Here is a 15,358-nt window from a genome sequence, read left to right on the forward strand (position 1 = left end):
ACGCCTGGTGACGGCTGGGCCCCGGGCGTCTACTCCGCCGCGAGGGCCGTGACCGGCGCCGCCTCGAGCACCTCGACGTCCACGTGCTCGGCGAACTTCTCGAAGTTGGCGCGGAACATCGAAACGAGCTTCTCGGCCTGCCGATCGTAGGCGTCCGGGTCCGCCCAGGTCGAACGCGGGTCGAGGATCGACGGATCGACGCCCTCCACCGCGACCGGCACGGAAAAGCCGAAATTCGGGTCGGCACGGAATTCGGCATCGGCGAGCGAACCGTCGAGCGCGGCACCGAGCAGCGCCCGCGTCACCTTGATCGGCATGCGCCGGCCGGTGCCGTAGGCGCCGCCGGTCCAGCCGGTGTTCACCAGCCAGCAGTCGACGCCGTAGGTCGCGATCAGGTCGCGCAGCAGGTTGCCGTATTCCGACGGGTGGCGCGGCATGAACGGCGCGCCAAAGCAGGTCGAGAAGGTCGCCTCCGGCTCGGTCACGCCCTTTTCGGTCCCGGCGACCTTGGCCGTGTAGCCGGACAGGAAGTGGTACATCGCCTCGGCCGGCGTCAGCCGGGCGATCGGCGGCAGCACGCCGAAGGCATCGGCGGTCAGCATGATGATGTTCTTCGGATGGCCGGCCCGGCCGCTGCGGCTGGCGTTCGGGATCACGTCGAGCGGATAGGCCGAGCGGGTGTTTTCGGTCAGGGAGCCGTCGTCGAAATCGGGCACGCGGTCGGCGTTCAGAACGACGTTCTCGAGCACCGTGCCGAAGTGGCGGCTCGCGGCATAAATTTCCGGCTCGGCTTCGGCCGACAGGCGGATCGTCTTGGCGTAGCAGCCGCCCTCGAAGTTGAAGACGCCGTTCTCGCTCCAGCCGTGCTCGTCGTCACCGACGAGGGTGCGGTTGGGATCGGCCGACAGCGTCGTCTTGCCGGTGCCGGACAGGCCGAAGAAGACCGCCGTGTCGCCATCTTGGCCGACGTTCGCCGAGCAGTGCATCGGCATTACGCCCGCCTCCGGCAGGAGGTAGTTCAGCATCGTGAAGACCGACTTCTTCATCTCGCCGGCATAGGAGGTGCCGCCGATCAGAACGATCTTGCGGGTGAGGTCGCAGGCGATGATCGTTTCGGTGCGGCTGCCGTGGCGCACCGTGTCGGCCTTCAGCGACGGCAGGTCGATGATTGTCATGTCCGGCACGAAGTCCGCCAGGTCCTCGACCGCCGGGCGGATCAGCAGGTTGCGGATGAACAGCGAGTGCCAGGCATATTCGGTGACGACGCGCACCTTTATGGCGTGCGCTCCGTCGGCGCCACCGATCAGGTCCTGGACGAAGAGGTTCTTGCCGTCGGCCGCCGCCTTGAAGTCGGCATAGAGGCGCTCGAAGGCCTCCGGCTCCATCGGCTTGTTGTTGTCCCACCAGACACGCGGGTCGGTGTTCTCGTCGCGCACGACGAACTTGTCCTTCGGCGAGCGCCCGGTGTGCTGACCGGTGGTGACACAGACGGCGCCGTCGGCGGTCAGGCGCGCCTCGCCGCGCCGGATGGCGATCTCGGTGAGTTCGGCCGCCTGCAGGTTCCAGCGCAGCGACGCCGGGCCGGCGAGCCCCGTCGATTCAATTCCGCAGTGCGGATTGCGGCTGCCGATTTCGTCCATTCTTCTTCCACCCGTTGATCGCGATGACCTGTCGCAGACCGAACTAAATACGGGTCATAAAACTGTGAGGCAAGCAGTTTCAAACGTAAAAGTTAAAGCCGCTCAATGTATTAATCGGTTTAAAACTGTCACGTAGCCTTTCAATCGGTTTGGTCTGCCTCTGATGCTTGACGTGGATCGAGCGTGCATCGGGTCTGGCACTTTTGCCGCAGCGCTGCATTTCAGCCGAAAGCGCGGCCCGGCCGCACAGCAGTGACGCGAAGGAGACTCCAAGCCGATGACGGAGAGCAACAGCCCCCAGCTGTTCTGGGACCTTGTGAAGGACTTCGACACCTCGATGGTCGTCACCCGCGACGCGGGGCGCATGCGGGCACGGCCGATGGCGCCGCGCATCTCCGCCGACCAGCGCGAGATCCTGTTCCTGACCGACCGCAACTCGCACAAGGTCGAGGAGATCGAGGCGAACAGCGAGGTCGTCTGCACCTTCGCCAAGCACGGCCGCTACGCTTCGGTGACGGGTCGAGCGCGGGTCAGCGGCGACCGCGACCTCGTCGCCAGCATCTGGAATGCGGAGGCCGAGGCCTGGATGCCGAAGGGCAAGGAGCATCCGGACGTCGTCGTCCTGGCGATCGCCCCCGAGCAGGCCGAACTCTGGGACGTGAAGACGAACTCGGTGACGAAGGCCTGGGAGTTCGCCAAGGCCTATCTCGGCGAGAAGCCGCAGCCCGACATCGGCGAGCACCGCAAGGTCGGCTTCTGAGTCTCACCGGTGAGCCGGGTCTCGGTCCGCGGCGGGGTGCCGCCTGTTTCGGCGCGAGGCGTCCCGGCTGGCCGCGGCCGCTGACCGAGCCGCTCACCGTTGCGATCCTGCCACATTCGCCGCCGATTGCTGTCCCGCGCGATTTGGCGCAAAGCTGGGGCAAAGCCCGCCGGTTCGGGCGCGCCGCGTTCGCCGCCGCCTTGCGCATCGGATGCCCGGGCCGCACATGCAGCCTGAAGGGCTGCCACCATCGGCGGCCGCGCCCTGCGCGGCCCCGGCCACAAGGAGAATGACGACATGCCCACCATCGCGCTGGTTGACGACGACCGGAACATCCTGGCGTCGGTCTCGATCGCGCTCGAGAACGAGGGGTATCGGGTCGAAACCTACACGGACGGCGCCTCGGCACTGGAAGGGCTGCAAACCCGCCCGCCGAACCTCGCCATCTTCGACATCAAGATGCCGCGCATGGACGGGATGGAGCTCCTGCGCCGGCTGCGCCAGCGCTCCGATCTGCCGGTGATCTTCCTGACCTCGAAGGACGAGGAGATCGACGAGCTGTTCGGGCTGAAGATGGGCGCCGACGACTATATCCGCAAACCCTTCTCCCAGCGCCTTCTGGTGGAGCGGGTGCGGGCGATCCTGCGGCGCAGCGCGGCGCGCGAAGCCGGGCCCGCTGCCGTCAAGGCCGGCCCCAACGTCGACACCTCGCTCGAGCGTGGCCAGCTGGTGATGGACCAGGAGCGTCACACCTGCACCTGGAAGAGCCATCCGGTGACTCTGACGGTGACCGAGTTCCTCATCCTCCACTCGCTGGCCCAGCGGCCGGGCGTGGTGAAGAGCCGCGACGCGCTGATGGACGCGGCCTATGACGAGCAGGTCTATGTCGACGACCGCACCATCGACAGCCACATCAAGCGGCTGCGCAAGAAGTTCAAGGCGATCGACGACGACTTCGACATGATCGAGACGCTCTACGGCGTCGGCTACCGGTTTCGCGAGATCTGACAGACGCTCGAATGGTCGCGAACGCGGAGATGGAGGCAGCCCACGGCGCGCCGGACCGGCGACGGCGGCGCGAGGCGGCGTTGCGCGCCCGGCGCTGGCGTCGCTTTCCGCTGATCCGCCTGACGCTGTCGCGCATCCGCTGGCTGCTCGGCCACACGATCTTCTCGTCGCTGACGCGGCGCATCGTCTTCCTCAACCTCGTCGCGCTGATCGTCCAGGTCTCGGGCATCCTCTACCTCAACCAGTTCCGCGCCGGACTCATCGACGCGCGGGTGGAGAGCCTGCTCACCCAGGGCGAGATCATCGCGAGCGCCATCGCCTCCTCGGCGACGGTCGAGACCAACTCGATCACGCTCGATCCTGAAAAGCTGCTCGAGCTGCAGGCCGGCGACACCCTGAGCCCTGGCGCGGAGACCTCCGACAGCCTCGACTTCCCGATCAATCCGGAGCGGGTCGCCCCGCTCCTGCGCCGGCTGATCTCCCCGACCCGCACCCGCGCCCGGCTCTACGACCGCGACGCCAACCTGATCCTCGACTCCCGCCACCTCTACTCGCGCGGCCAGATCCTGCGCTTCGACCTGCCGCCCGTCGCCGACGAGGAGCCGAGCCTCTTCGAGCGCGCCGAGGACTGGGTGCGCCGGCTGCTGCAGCGTGGGGACCTGCCGATCTACCGGGAGACGCCGGGCGGCTCGGGCACCACCTATCCTGAAGTGATGAACGCCCTCACCGGCGGGCCTGCGACGGTGGTGCGCGTCACCGAGCACGGCGAGCTGATCGTCTCGGTGGCGGTGCCGATCCAGCGCTTCCGGGCGGTGCTGGGCGTGCTTCTCCTGTCCACCCAGGGCGGTGACATCGACAAGATCGTGCAGGCGGAGCGCATGGCGATCATGCGCGTCTTCGCCGTCGCCTCGCTGGTGACGATCGTGCTCTCGATCCTCCTCGCCTCGACCATCGCGACGCCGCTGCGGCGGCTGTCGGCCGCCGCCATCCGCGTGCGGCGCGGCGTCAAGGCACGCGAGGAGATCCCCGACTTCGGCGAGCGCGCCGACGAGGTCGGCAATCTCGGCAGTGCGCTGAAGGAGATGACCAACGCGCTCTATGCGCGGATGGACGCGATCGAGTCCTTCGCCGCGGACGTCAGCCACGAGTTGAAGAATCCGCTGACCTCGCTGCGCAGCGCCGTCGAGACGCTGCCGCTGGCCCGCAACGAGACCTCGAAGACACGGCTCCTCGAGATCATCGAGCACGACGTGCGCCGGCTCGACCGGCTGATCACCGACATCTCCGACGCCTCGCGGCTCGATGCCGAGCTGGCACGGGAGGACGCGCAGAAGGTCGACCTCGCGCCACTGCTCGCCTCGCTGCTCGATGCCGCCCGGAGCCACGCCAAGAGCGGACGCCGGCCGGAGATCAGGCTCGAGGTCGCGCCGGCGGCTGCCGCCGGCGCACGGCCCTACCTCGTCTCCGGCCACGACCTGCGGCTGACCCAGGTCTTCACCAACCTCGTCGAGAACGCCCGCTCCTTCGTGCCGGAGGACGGCGGGCGCATCCAGGTGCGGATGCGCCGGCGGGCGAGCGTCGTCGTGGTGACCGTCGAGGACAACGGACCCGGCATCCAGGCCGAAAAGGTCGAGCGGATCTTCGAGCGCTTCTATACCGACCGACCGTCGAACGAGAGCTTCGGCCAGAACTCCGGCCTCGGCCTGTCGATCAGCCGCCAGATCGTCGAGGCGCACGGCGGCACGCTGACCGCCGAGAACATCGTCGACCCCGCCGCGCCGGGCGGGGTGTCCGGCGCCCGCTTCACCGTCACCCTGCCGGCCGAATGAGCTCGTTCGTCAACGTCCACGCCACCGCGATCCGGCTCGGCGGCTTCGGCATCCTGATCCGCGGGCCGGCCCGCAGCGGCAAGTCCGCGCTGGCGCTCGCGGCGCTGCGCCGGGCCGAGGCGGCCGGCCTGACGGCGGCGCTCGTCTCCGACGACCAGGTGTTCGTCGAGGCGGAGGGCGACGCGCTCCTCGCCCGCGCGCCGGAGACGATCCGGGGCCTCATCGAGGTCTCGGGGGTCGGCATCCTGCGCCAGCCGACGGTCGACGGCGCCCGGATCGAGCTTCTCGCCGACCTCGTCCCGACCGAGACGATCGACCGCCTGCCCGATCAAACCCATGTGCACGTCTGCGGCATCATGCTGCGGCGCATCCTCCTGCCGGCCCGCGAAGCCGCCTTTGCCGCCGACGTGCTCGTAACCCTGACGCAGGAATTTTGTGCGACAGCGAGAGCGACGCGTTGAATCCGCTTGCCTATCGCGCCGGCGATGACAAGATGCGGCCCTTGAAAGTATGTATGCCGTTGGCAGGACACCCGCATGATCTCGACCGGCGCTGCGGCGACGGCAGTGCCCCCCGATGGGCACAGGCTCCGGCAAGATGCGGAGGCGATACTGTGCCTCGTCGGCTTTCCTGTTTGATCGGAGCGTTCACCGTATGATCGGACTGGTGCTCGTCACCCATGGCCAGCTCGCACGCGAGTTTCTCCATGCCGTCGAGCATGTCGTCGGCCCCCAGGAGGCGTTCGAGACCATCTCGATCGGCCCGGACGACGACATGGAACAGCGCAGGATGGACATCCTCGCGGCGGTGAAGCGCGCCGAGCGCGGCGACGGCGTGATCATCCTCACCGACATGTTCGGCGGCACCCCGTCAAATCTCGCCATCTCGGTGATGGACGGGGAGCGGGTCGATGTGCTCGCCGGCGTCAACCTGCCGATGCTGATCAAGCTGACCAAGGTGCGCGACGACAAGCCGCTCGCCGAGGCGCTCACCTTCGCACAGGAGGCCGGGCGCAAGTACATCAACGTCGCCAGCCAGATCCTCACCGGCAAATGACTGTTCGACCTTCGGACGTCCCTCCGTCCCCCGACCTTTCGAGCAGCGTCGAGCGATGACCGCAGACGCCTCCGCCGTGGTCGAGCGGACTCTCACCATCGTCAACAAGCGCGGCCTGCATGCGCGGGCTTCGGCGAAGTTCGTCCAGGTGGCCGAGCGCTTCGACGCCGAGATGACCATCGTGCGCGACGGGCTGTCGGTCGGCGGCCAGTCGATCATGGGTCTGATGATGCTGGCGGCGGCTCAGGGCTCGAACATCCACGTCAGCGCCACCGGCCCGGAGGCGGCCGCTGCGGTGGAGGCCATCGCCGCGCTCGTTGCCGACCGCTTCGGCGAAGAGGCCTGAGCCGGCAGCGCCGCCGTGTCGCGCTCGACACCTCCGACGCACCGTCCGGCCCATGCGTCCTACTGCGCCGGTGCGGCCGGCGTCGGCGCCTGCGGCTCGGCGTGTCCCGCATCGGCGGGGGCCGGCGCCACGGCCGCGTCCTGCTTCAGGATCAGCGCCCACAGGCCATTGGCGATCACCCGCGCCCGGGTCACCGGCAGATCGATGCGGCCGTCGCTGGCCGCCTGGTTGAGGTCGTCGCGCAATGCCGTCGCCGCCGCATCGCCGCCAGCGGCCGCGATCAGCGACCAGCCATAGGCGCGCGTCAGGTTGCGCGGCACGGCGTCGCCCTCGTAATAGGCGAAGGCGAGCTTGCCGATCGTCGACCAGTTCCGCGCCGCCAGGGCCTCGGCCTCCTGCCGGCGATGCGCCTGGCCCGCGTCCGTCTTCATCCAGGCGTCGAGCGCCTCGTCCTCGGCCGCCGCGGCCGCCTCGCCGCCGATGCTGGCCCGCAGGCCCGACAGGAGATCCTCGGGCAGTGCGACGCCGTCGGCATGGGCGAGGAGCAGCGTCACGTAGGAGCGCTGGCCCGCACCGTCGGCCACCGCGAGCGCCGGCTGGCGCGACAGCGCGTCAGAGACGAGGCGGAGCGCGGCGTTGTCGCCCTTCGCCGCCTCGGGCAGCGCCAGTTCGAGGCCGCGGGCGACGTCCTGCGGAACGCCGACGCCCTCGATCAGCTGGCGCGCCGCGGCCACGGCCTCGCTGCCCGAGGCGGCGGCCGGAAAGCTGTCGGCCGCGACGAGCGGAACGCTCGGCGCCGCTTCGAGCCCGACCTGCGGGTTCAGCGCCGCGATCGCCGCCTCGACGTCCGGCTCGCCCTGCAGCCAGCTGAGCTCGACCGGCTCGGGCGGCGCCAGTGTGACCTCCAGATGCGACGGATGGGCGATGAAGGTCTGCAGCGTGCTCGCCCAGCCCTGCGCCCGCGCCTGGAGCGCCGGGGAGACCTTGCCCGCCGCGTCGCCGAAGGCGCCTGCGATCCCGGCGGTCGCCAGCATCGACGCCATGCCGGCGAACTGCGTACCGCTCAGCCCCTGCTGGGCCCCGTAGACCTCGAACACCGCCGGCAGAAGGCCCTTGTCGTCATAGGCGATCCGCCCGCTCTGGAGCCGCCCGGCGACCACCGGCTCGTCGCTCGCGCCGCCGGCCGGGTCCGCCTCGTGGAGCGGCATCAGGATGTGGAAGCCGGCAACGTCGAGGCTGACGGCGAGATCGGCGATCCCATCGAGCTGCAGACCGAGATCGAGACGATAGTCGGCCGCCGCCGCGTTGCCGCCGGCCGATGACAGCGAGACGTCGCCGGTGACGGTCTCCCGTCCGAGCTTCTGGAGCGTCTGGCGCACCGCGGGATCGAGCGGAAGCGCCCGCGTGTCGACCGCCACGCCCTCGAGCCGTTGCACGCCGCCGCCGATCCGGATGCGTGCGATCGTCGCGGAGAAGGCGTCGCGGTGAATGGCGACGCCGGTCGCCACGAAGTCGCGCGTCACCGGATCGTAGCGGCGCGAGGCGTAGGTGACCTCGGCGAAGTTGCGCCCGCTCAGCACCGCGAGGTCGAACAGGTAGGGTGCGTAAGGCATCAGGAGGTCGGCCAGCGTCTGCGGCGCGGCATCGACATGCGGCACCGCACCGGCCGGAGCCGGAGCCGGAGCGGCCGGCACCGCCACCGACGTCAGCAACAGCGCAAGCGATGCGATCGCGCACGTGCACCCCCGTCGCGCTTGCCGCGACCCGCTCGATCCCTGTGCCATGACGTCCTCCACCCCGCGCTCGGCTCAACTTAAACCACTCGTTTGCCACCGCGAAGACAATCCGCGCCAAGGGACATAAAGAAATGTTTATGTCTTCTTGTCTCCCGCTTCTTGGACTGGTAGAGCGGCGGCAATGCGCCGAGCCGGCGCCTGAGCGGAAGGACACGATCAATGGCAGTCGAACAGGATTACCTCGTCCGGGATCTGTCCCTGGCGGACTGGGGCCGCAAGGAGATCACCATCGCCGAGACCGAGATGCCGGGCCTGATGGCCTGTCGGGAGGAGTTCGGCGCCGATCAGCCGCTGAAGGGCGCGCGCATCACCGGCTCGCTGCACATGACGATCCAGACCGCGGTGCTGATCGAGACGCTGCAGGCGCTCGGGGCCGACGTGCGCTGGGCGTCCTGCAACATCTTCTCGACGCAGGACCATGCCGCCGCGGCGATCGCCGCCAAGGGCACGCCGGTCTTCGCCGTGAAGGGCGAGACGCTGGACGACTACTGGACCTACACCGACAAGATCTTCCAGTGGCCGGACGGCCAGCCGTCCAACATGATCCTCGACGACGGCGGCGATGCCACGATGTACATCCTGCTCGGCGCGCGGGCCGAGGCCGGCGAGGACGTCCTGTCGAACCCCGGCAACGAGGAGGAGGAGATCCTCTTCGCCCAGATCAAGAAGCGCATGGCGGCGACGCCCGGCTTCTTTGCCCGCCAGCGGGACGCCATCAAGGGCGTGACAGAGGAAACCACCACCGGCGTCAACCGGCTCTACCAGTTGCAGAAGAAGGGCCTGCTGCCCTTCCCGGCGATCAACGTCAACGACTCGGTGACCAAGTCGAAGTTCGACAACAAGTACGGCTGCAAGGAATCGCTGGTCGACGGCATCCGCCGCGCCACCGACGTGATGATGGCCGGCAAGGTCGCCGTGGTCTGCGGCTATGGCGACGTCGGCAAGGGCTCGGCCGCCTCGCTCGCCGGCGCCGGCGCCCGCGTGAAGGTCACCGAGGTCGATCCGATCTGCGCGCTGCAGGCGGCGATGGACGGCTTCGAGGTGGTGACGCTCGAGGATGCGGCGCCGACCGCCGACATCTTCATCACCACCACCGGCAACAAGGACGTCATCCGCATCGAGCACATGCGCGCGATGAAGGACATGGCGATCGTCGGCAACATCGGTCACTTCGACAACGAGATCCAGGTCGGCGCGCTGCGCAACCTGAAGTGGGACAACATCAAGCCGCAGGTCGACATGATCGAGTTTCCGGGCGGCAACCGGATGATCCTGCTCTCCGAGGGGCGCCTGCTCAACCTCGGCAATGCCACCGGCCATCCGAGCTTCGTGATGTCGGCGTCCTTCACCAACCAGACGCTGGCGCAGATCGAGCTCTTCACCAAGAGCCAGAACTACTCCAACCAGGTCTACGTCCTGCCCAAGCACCTCGACGAGAAGGTGGCGCGCCTGCATCTCGGCAAGCTCGGCGCGACGCTGACCGAACTCTCGACGGAACAGGCCGCCTATATCGGCGTCACACCGCATGGCCCCTACAAGCCGGAGCACTATCGCTACTGACCGGTTCGCCGGTCGGCGCGGGACCTTCGAGGCTGCGGCAGGCTGAAGCTTGCCGCAGCCTTTTCTTTCGGGCGCCCGACGCAAACGCATCCTTGCCGCCGATTCACCAATGCTTACAGTTGCCGAATCACGTCCGGCTAGGCTTGGACGGGACTGCGGGGACGGGCGGTCTTCTCTCGAAGCGGCTGAGAAGGACAGGCATTTGCGCGATCTGGCCAAGGATTGCAGGCGGCGCACGGGCGCCGACGGCCGTGAGCGGCGGGCGCCGCCGCGGGGGCGGCGCGCGGGGGCAGCGCGACCCGCTGTGCTGCCGCTTCTCCTGACGGTCGTTTGCTTCTTCATGTGGCGCGGCGTGGCATTTTCAGCGCCCGGCGAGCCCGCCGACACGCTCGCGCTTCGCCCGGAAGAGCTGCTCTATCTGTCGCTGCTCGCCCTGACCATCGGCAGCGCGATGCTCGCCGCGGTGTGGCTGATGCGACAGCGCGCGCGCATCGCGGCGGAGAACGAGAGCCTGCGGGCCGAACTCGCCGAACGCTCGGACGAGCTTCATCTGCGCACCGCCATGCTGCGCGCCGAGGAACAGCGCTTCGTCGTCTACGCGGCGCACCGCGCGCCGGAGGTCGTCGGCACCCTGCCGCTGTCGAGCGGCGTGCCGAATGCGCCGGACCGCTTTCTCGCCTTTGACGAGTGGCTGACCCTGACATCGGCGAGTGCGCTGGTGCAGGCGATCGAGCGGCTGATCGGACGGGCCGAAGCCTTCCATCTCCTGCTCGAGCTGCCGAACGGCGAGAGCCTGGAGGTCACCGGACGCACGCTCGGCGCGATCGCCTTCGTGCGCTTCGCCGCGCTCGAGGGCATCCAGAGCGAATTCGCAACGCTTCAGAACGATCATGCGCGCGTCGTCTCGACGCTGGAGACCGTCCAGAGCCTGTTCGACGCGATGCCGATGCCGGTCTGGCTGCGTGACGCCGAGCATCGGCTGGTCTGGGTGAACACCGCCTATGCCGACGCCGTGGACGCGGCCGGGGTCGGCGATGCGACCGAGCGGCAAATGGAGTTCCTGAACCAGGCCGACCGCGCGCGCATCGCGGCTGCGACGGCCGGGGGAGAGGTCTATCGCGAGCGGCTGACGGCGGTCGTCTCGGCCGATCGCCGCAACTTCGAGGTCATCGACGCGGCGGGTCCGCTCGGGTCCGCCGGCATCGCGACCGACGTCTCGGAGGCCGAGGCGATCCGCATGGAGCTGCGCCACACCATCCAGAGCCACTCGGAGACGCTCGACCACCTGACAACGGCGGTGGCGCGTTTCGACGAGAAGACGCAGCTGCGCTACTACAACGCCGCCTTCCAGAAGCTCTTCGACTTCTCCTCGAGCTTCCTCGACGGTGCGCCCGACCATCTGTCGCTGCTCGACCAGCTGCGCTCGCGTGGTGTGATGGCCGAGGACCGGCCGCTGCGCGACCTCAAGGACGAGCTCCTGCGCGCCTACCGCGCGACCGAGCCGACCGACACGATGCTGCACCTGGCCGACGGCCGCACGCTCCACGTCTTCGCCAGCCCGCAACCGCAGGGCGGCGCGACCTGGGTCTACGAGGACCTGACCGAGAAGCTGCAGCTGGAAAGCCGGCTGAACGCGCTGGTCCGCCTGCAGGGCGAGACGCTCGACTGCCTCAACGAGGCTGTCGCCGTGTTCGGCCCCGACGGCCGCCTGCGTCTCTCCAACCCGGCCTTCAGCGAGATGTGGGCGCTGACAGACGAGTTCCTCAAGGCCAAGCCGCACATCCGCACGCTGCAGGAGCATGCCGGCGTCGGCTTCAAGCCGGCCCGCCTGGACGAGGGCATCACCGGCACCGACTGGCTGACCCTGACCCGCGCCGTCACCGCCTTCGACGACGGCCCGCGCGAGCCGCTGTCCGGCGAAGCCGACCTGTCGAACGGCAACGTCGTCAGCTACGGCGTGGTGCCGCTGCCGAACGGCCAGACGATGCTGACCTTCATCGACGTCTCCGACTCGCGTCAGGCCGAGCGGATGCTGCGCGAGCGCAACGATGCGCTGGAGGAGGCGGACCGGATCAAGACCGACTTCGTCAAGCACGTGAACTACGAGCTGCGTTCGCCGCTGACCAACATCATCGGCTTCTCGGCGCTGCTGCGCTCGGTCGACACCGGGCCGCTCAACGAGCGCCAGAGCGAGTATCTGAACTACATCTCGACCTCGACGGCCGCGCTGATGACGATCGTCAACGACATTCTCGACCTCGCCTCGGTCGATGCCGGAACGATGGAGCTGGAGCCGTCCGAGGTCGACATCGCCAAGGCGACGGAGACGGCGGCCGAGGCGATCCGCGACCGGCTGCAGGAGAACGACGTCGCGCTGCACGTGGACGTCGCCGCGGCGGGCCCGCGCTTCCGGGCCGACGAGCACCGGCTGACGCAGGTGCTGTTCAACCTTCTGTCCAACGCCGTGAATTTCGCGCCCGGTGGCTCGACCGTCGAGCTGAAGGCCTGGCGCGATGCGGAGTGGGTGTGCTTCTCCGTAGCGGACAAGGGGCCCGGGATTTCGTCCGAGCAGCTCGCCCGGGTATTCGACCGTTTCGAGGCCGATGCGGCGGGCGGACGCCAGTCCGGCGCCGGTCTCGGCCTTTCGATCGTCAAGACCTTCGTCGAACTGCACCAGGGCCGGGTCGAGATCGACAGTCGACCCGGTGGGGGCACCACAGTCACCTGCCGCTTCCCGTCCCACCGCGCCGACTACGAAGACGCCGCGGAATGACGCCGAAACTCTCCGCAAAGGCGCTGGCAGGCGGTCCTTCGGGCGCAGCGACGTCAACCGCTCCGTCTCTCGTCCTGCCCCTCGCCGACGATGCCGCGACACGCCGGCTCGGCGAGGACCTCGCGATGGCCGTCCGGCCGGGCGAGGTGGTGGCGCTCGCGGGCGATCTCGGCGCCGGCAAGTCGACGCTCGCCCGGGCGCTGATCCGCACCCTCGCCGCCGATCCCGAACTCGAGGTGCCCTCGCCGACTTACACGCTCGTGCAGAGCTACGACACCCTGCCGCCGGTCGCCCACTTCGACCTGTATCGCCTCAGCGAGCCTTCGGAGCTCGACGAACTCGGTTTCGAGGAAGCGGCGCAGGCGAGCGTCGTGCTGGTCGAGTGGCCCGAGCGGGCGGAGGCAGTCCAGACGCGGGCGGACCTGCGCGTCGCGCTGGAGATCGAGGGCGACGGACGCCGTGCCACCATCACCGGCGACGACGCGCCGATGCAGCGTCTCTCCCGCTCGCTGGCGATCCGCGCCTTCCTCGAGCGCAGCGGCATCCCCGTCGCCAACCGGCGGCGTTTCCAGAACGACGCCTCGCCGCGCCGCTACGAGACCGTCGAGCGAGACGGGCGGACGGCGATCGTCATGGACGCCCCGCGGCTGCCGGCGGGCGTGCCGGTACGCGACGGCCTGCCCTACACGCGTGTCGCCCACATCGCGGAGGACGTCCTGCCCTTCGTGGCGCTGGCGACGGCGCTGCGCGAGCGCGGCTTCGCCGCGCCGCGGATCTTCGATGCCGATCTCGACGCGGGGCTGGTGCTGCTCGAGCATCTCGGCGCGGACGGACCGCTCGACGCCGAACGTCGACCGCTTACGGAGCGCTACCGCCAAGCCGCCGTTGTCCTCGCCGAGTTGCACGCCACCGCATGGCCGCGGGACCACCTCCTGCCGGGCGGCCTCACCCATCGCGTGCCGGACTTCGACCGCGGCGCGCTGACAATCGAGGTCGAGCTGATGCTCGAGTGGTACTGCCCGTTCGGCTTTGGCCGTCCGGCGACGGCCGCCGAGCGCGAGGCCTTCGCGGCGGTGTGGTCGAGCCTCTTCGACCGGCTGGAGACGGCCGACCGGAGCCTCGTCCTGCGCGACTATCACTCACCCAACATCATCTGGCGGCCGGCGGAGAGCGGGCGGGAGCGCATCGGAATCCTCGACTTCCAGGACTCCATGATCGGACCATCCGCCTACGATCTCGCCTCGCTGGCCCAGGACGCGCGCGTCGACATGCCGCCCGAGCTCGAGGCCACGCTCTATGCCGACTATGTCGCCGCGCGCACGGCCGCCGGCGTCTTCGACCCGGCCGGGTTCGCCGAAGCCTACGCGATCACGGCGGCACAGCGCGCCACAAAGCTCCTCGGGATCTTCGTGCGATTGAAGCTGCGGGACGGCAAACCGCAATATCTCGGTCACATTCCCCGGATTAAGGGCTATCTCGACCGCACGCTCGGTCATCCGGTGCTTGCCGAGCTCCGCGCGCTCTACCGCGCCTGGGGCATCGTCGAGCGCGACGCTCGTTAGAGGATCAGCACCGCCCGCCATGACGCACGATGCGAACACGCCCTCCTTCCGCCCGACACGGGCGATCGTTCTGGCGGCCGGCCTCGGCAAGCGGATGCGCCCGATCACCTCGACCATCCCGAAGCCGCTGATCGAGGTGCGCGGCAAGGCGCTGATCGACTACGGCCTCGACGCGCTGGCGCGCAACGGCGTCGAGACGGTCGTGGTCAACGTCCACTACCTCGCCGACCTGATGCAGGCGCATCTGAGGAAGCGCCGCGACATGGAGATCCTGATCTCGGACGAGCGCGACGCGCTCCTGGACTCCGGCGGCGGCGTGGTGAAGGCGCTGCCGCTGCTCGGGTCCGACCCCTTCTACCTCCTCAACGCCGACACCTTCTGGATCGACGGCTACCGCGACAATCTCGACCTGATGCACCAGCACTGGGATCCCCGGCGCATGGACATGCTGATGCTGATCGCCGACATGCGCCAGGCGACCGGCTACGAGGGCCGCGGCGACTTCGTGATGGACGCCGACGGGCGGCTCGCGCGTGTGGCCGAGCGCAACATGTCGCCCTTCATCTATGCCGGTGCGGCCATCGTGAAGCCCGAACTCTTCGCCGGGCTGCCCGTCGAGAAATTCTCGCTCAACCGCGTCTTCGACCAGCTGATCGAGGCCGGCCGCCTCCACGGCGTTCGGCTGGGCGGCCTCTGGCTCACCGTCGGCACGCCGGCGGCGATCGCCGAGGCGGAGGCCGCCTTCGTCGCCAGCGCGGCGTAGGGGGCTTGCGCCTGTTCTGCGTCGGCCCGTACGCATAAGCGGTTGCGAGAGCAGCACCGATGTTCCGTCATAGACCTCGCACTGGCGGTCAATGTCGAGCCCTCCGTCTCGTCATCCCGGCCTTGAGCCGGGATCCATGCCTCGGCGGATCAACCGGTAGCCCGGCTGCGGAAAAAGGGCGGCGAGCGTATGGCCGTTTTCGCCTCACAACTTCCCTTATGCTGATGATTGCTCGTTCAGCGGCTTGGCATGGATCCCGGCTCAA

11 protein-coding genes and 1 pseudogene are annotated in these 15,358 nt (G+C 68.9%); 10 read left to right on the plus strand and 2 right to left on the minus strand.

The window, feature by feature from the left end:
- Nucleotides 1-29: 29 nt before the first annotated feature.
- On the minus strand, nucleotides 30-1,640 hold the full coding sequence (locus tag NPA30_RS08450; protein ID WP_256802184.1) for a phosphoenolpyruvate carboxykinase: 1,611 nt from the start codon (nucleotides 1,638-1,640) through the stop codon (nucleotides 30-32).
- Nucleotides 1,641-1,917: 277 nt separating this feature from the next.
- Here NPA30_RS08450 and NPA30_RS08455 point away from each other — a divergent pair, with 277 nt between their 5' ends.
- The 6 genes from NPA30_RS08455 to NPA30_RS08480 all read left to right on the plus strand — a co-directional run bounded on the left by NPA30_RS08455 (nucleotide 1,918) and on the right by NPA30_RS08480 (nucleotide 6,639).
- Nucleotides 1,918-2,400: a pyridoxamine 5'-phosphate oxidase family protein gene (locus tag NPA30_RS08455; protein WP_256802185.1), complete on the plus strand. Its 483-nt coding sequence runs from the start codon at nucleotides 1,918-1,920 to the stop codon at nucleotides 2,398-2,400.
- Nucleotides 2,401-2,697: 297 nt separating this feature from the next.
- Nucleotides 2,698-3,408 (plus strand): response regulator transcription factor, encoded by a 711-nt coding sequence (locus tag NPA30_RS08460; protein ID WP_256802186.1) that lies wholly within the window; start codon nucleotides 2,698-2,700, stop codon nucleotides 3,406-3,408.
- Nucleotides 3,409-3,419: 11 nt separating this feature from the next.
- A complete protein-coding gene (locus tag NPA30_RS08465; RefSeq protein WP_256802187.1) occupies nucleotides 3,420-5,237 on the plus strand; it encodes a sensor histidine kinase in 1,818 nt (605 codons plus the stop codon).
- Nucleotides 5,234-5,698 (plus strand): HPr kinase/phosphorylase, encoded by a 465-nt coding sequence (locus NPA30_RS08470; protein ID WP_256802188.1) that lies wholly within the window; start codon nucleotides 5,234-5,236, stop codon nucleotides 5,696-5,698. The genes NPA30_RS08465 and NPA30_RS08470 overlap by 4 nt, the downstream gene beginning before the upstream one ends.
- 193 nt (nucleotides 5,699-5,891) lie before the next feature.
- Entirely contained in the window at nucleotides 5,892-6,293 is a 402-nt protein-coding gene (locus NPA30_RS08475) for a PTS sugar transporter subunit IIA (protein WP_256802189.1), read from the plus strand.
- Nucleotides 6,294-6,348: 55 nt separating this feature from the next.
- Nucleotides 6,349-6,639, plus strand: a complete 291-nt coding sequence (locus tag NPA30_RS08480; RefSeq protein WP_256802190.1) for an HPr family phosphocarrier protein — start codon at nucleotides 6,349-6,351, stop codon at nucleotides 6,637-6,639.
- Nucleotides 6,640-6,698: 59 nt separating this feature from the next.
- Here NPA30_RS08480 and NPA30_RS08485 read toward each other — a convergent pair whose 3' ends face one another.
- Nucleotides 6,699-8,351 carry a hypothetical protein gene (locus NPA30_RS08485; RefSeq protein ID WP_256802191.1) on the minus strand — a complete coding sequence of 551 codons (1,653 nt, stop codon included), beginning with the start codon at nucleotides 8,349-8,351 and terminating at the stop codon, nucleotides 6,699-6,701.
- Between the two features lie 243 nt (nucleotides 8,352-8,594).
- Here NPA30_RS08485 and ahcY point away from each other — a divergent pair, with 243 nt between their 5' ends.
- The 4 genes and pseudogenes from ahcY to NPA30_RS08505 form a co-directional block, all read left to right on the plus strand.
- Nucleotides 8,595-9,995, plus strand: a complete 1,401-nt coding sequence (ahcY, locus tag NPA30_RS08490) for an adenosylhomocysteinase (RefSeq protein WP_256802192.1) — start codon at nucleotides 8,595-8,597, stop codon at nucleotides 9,993-9,995.
- A 352-nt stretch (nucleotides 9,996-10,347) separates the two neighbouring features.
- Nucleotides 10,348-12,768: a sensor histidine kinase gene (locus NPA30_RS08495; RefSeq protein WP_256802193.1), complete on the plus strand. Its 2,421-nt coding sequence runs from the start codon at nucleotides 10,348-10,350 to the stop codon at nucleotides 12,766-12,768.
- Entirely contained in the window at nucleotides 12,765-14,330 is a 1,566-nt protein-coding gene (gene tsaE, locus NPA30_RS08500; RefSeq protein WP_256802194.1) for a tRNA (adenosine(37)-N6)-threonylcarbamoyltransferase complex ATPase subunit type 1 TsaE, read from the plus strand. Before NPA30_RS08495 ends, tsaE begins: the two co-directional genes overlap by 4 nt.
- A gap of 19 nt (nucleotides 14,331-14,349) precedes the next feature.
- A pseudogene (locus NPA30_RS08505) lies at nucleotides 14,350-15,060 on the plus strand (nucleotidyltransferase family protein); the annotation flags it as partial.
- Nucleotides 15,061-15,358: the final 298 nt, after the last annotated feature.

The organism is Mangrovibrevibacter kandeliae, from assembly GCF_024519155.1.
GTDB classification, from domain to species: Bacteria; Pseudomonadota; Alphaproteobacteria; order Rhizobiales; family Rhizobiaceae; genus Mangrovibrevibacter; species Mangrovibrevibacter kandeliae.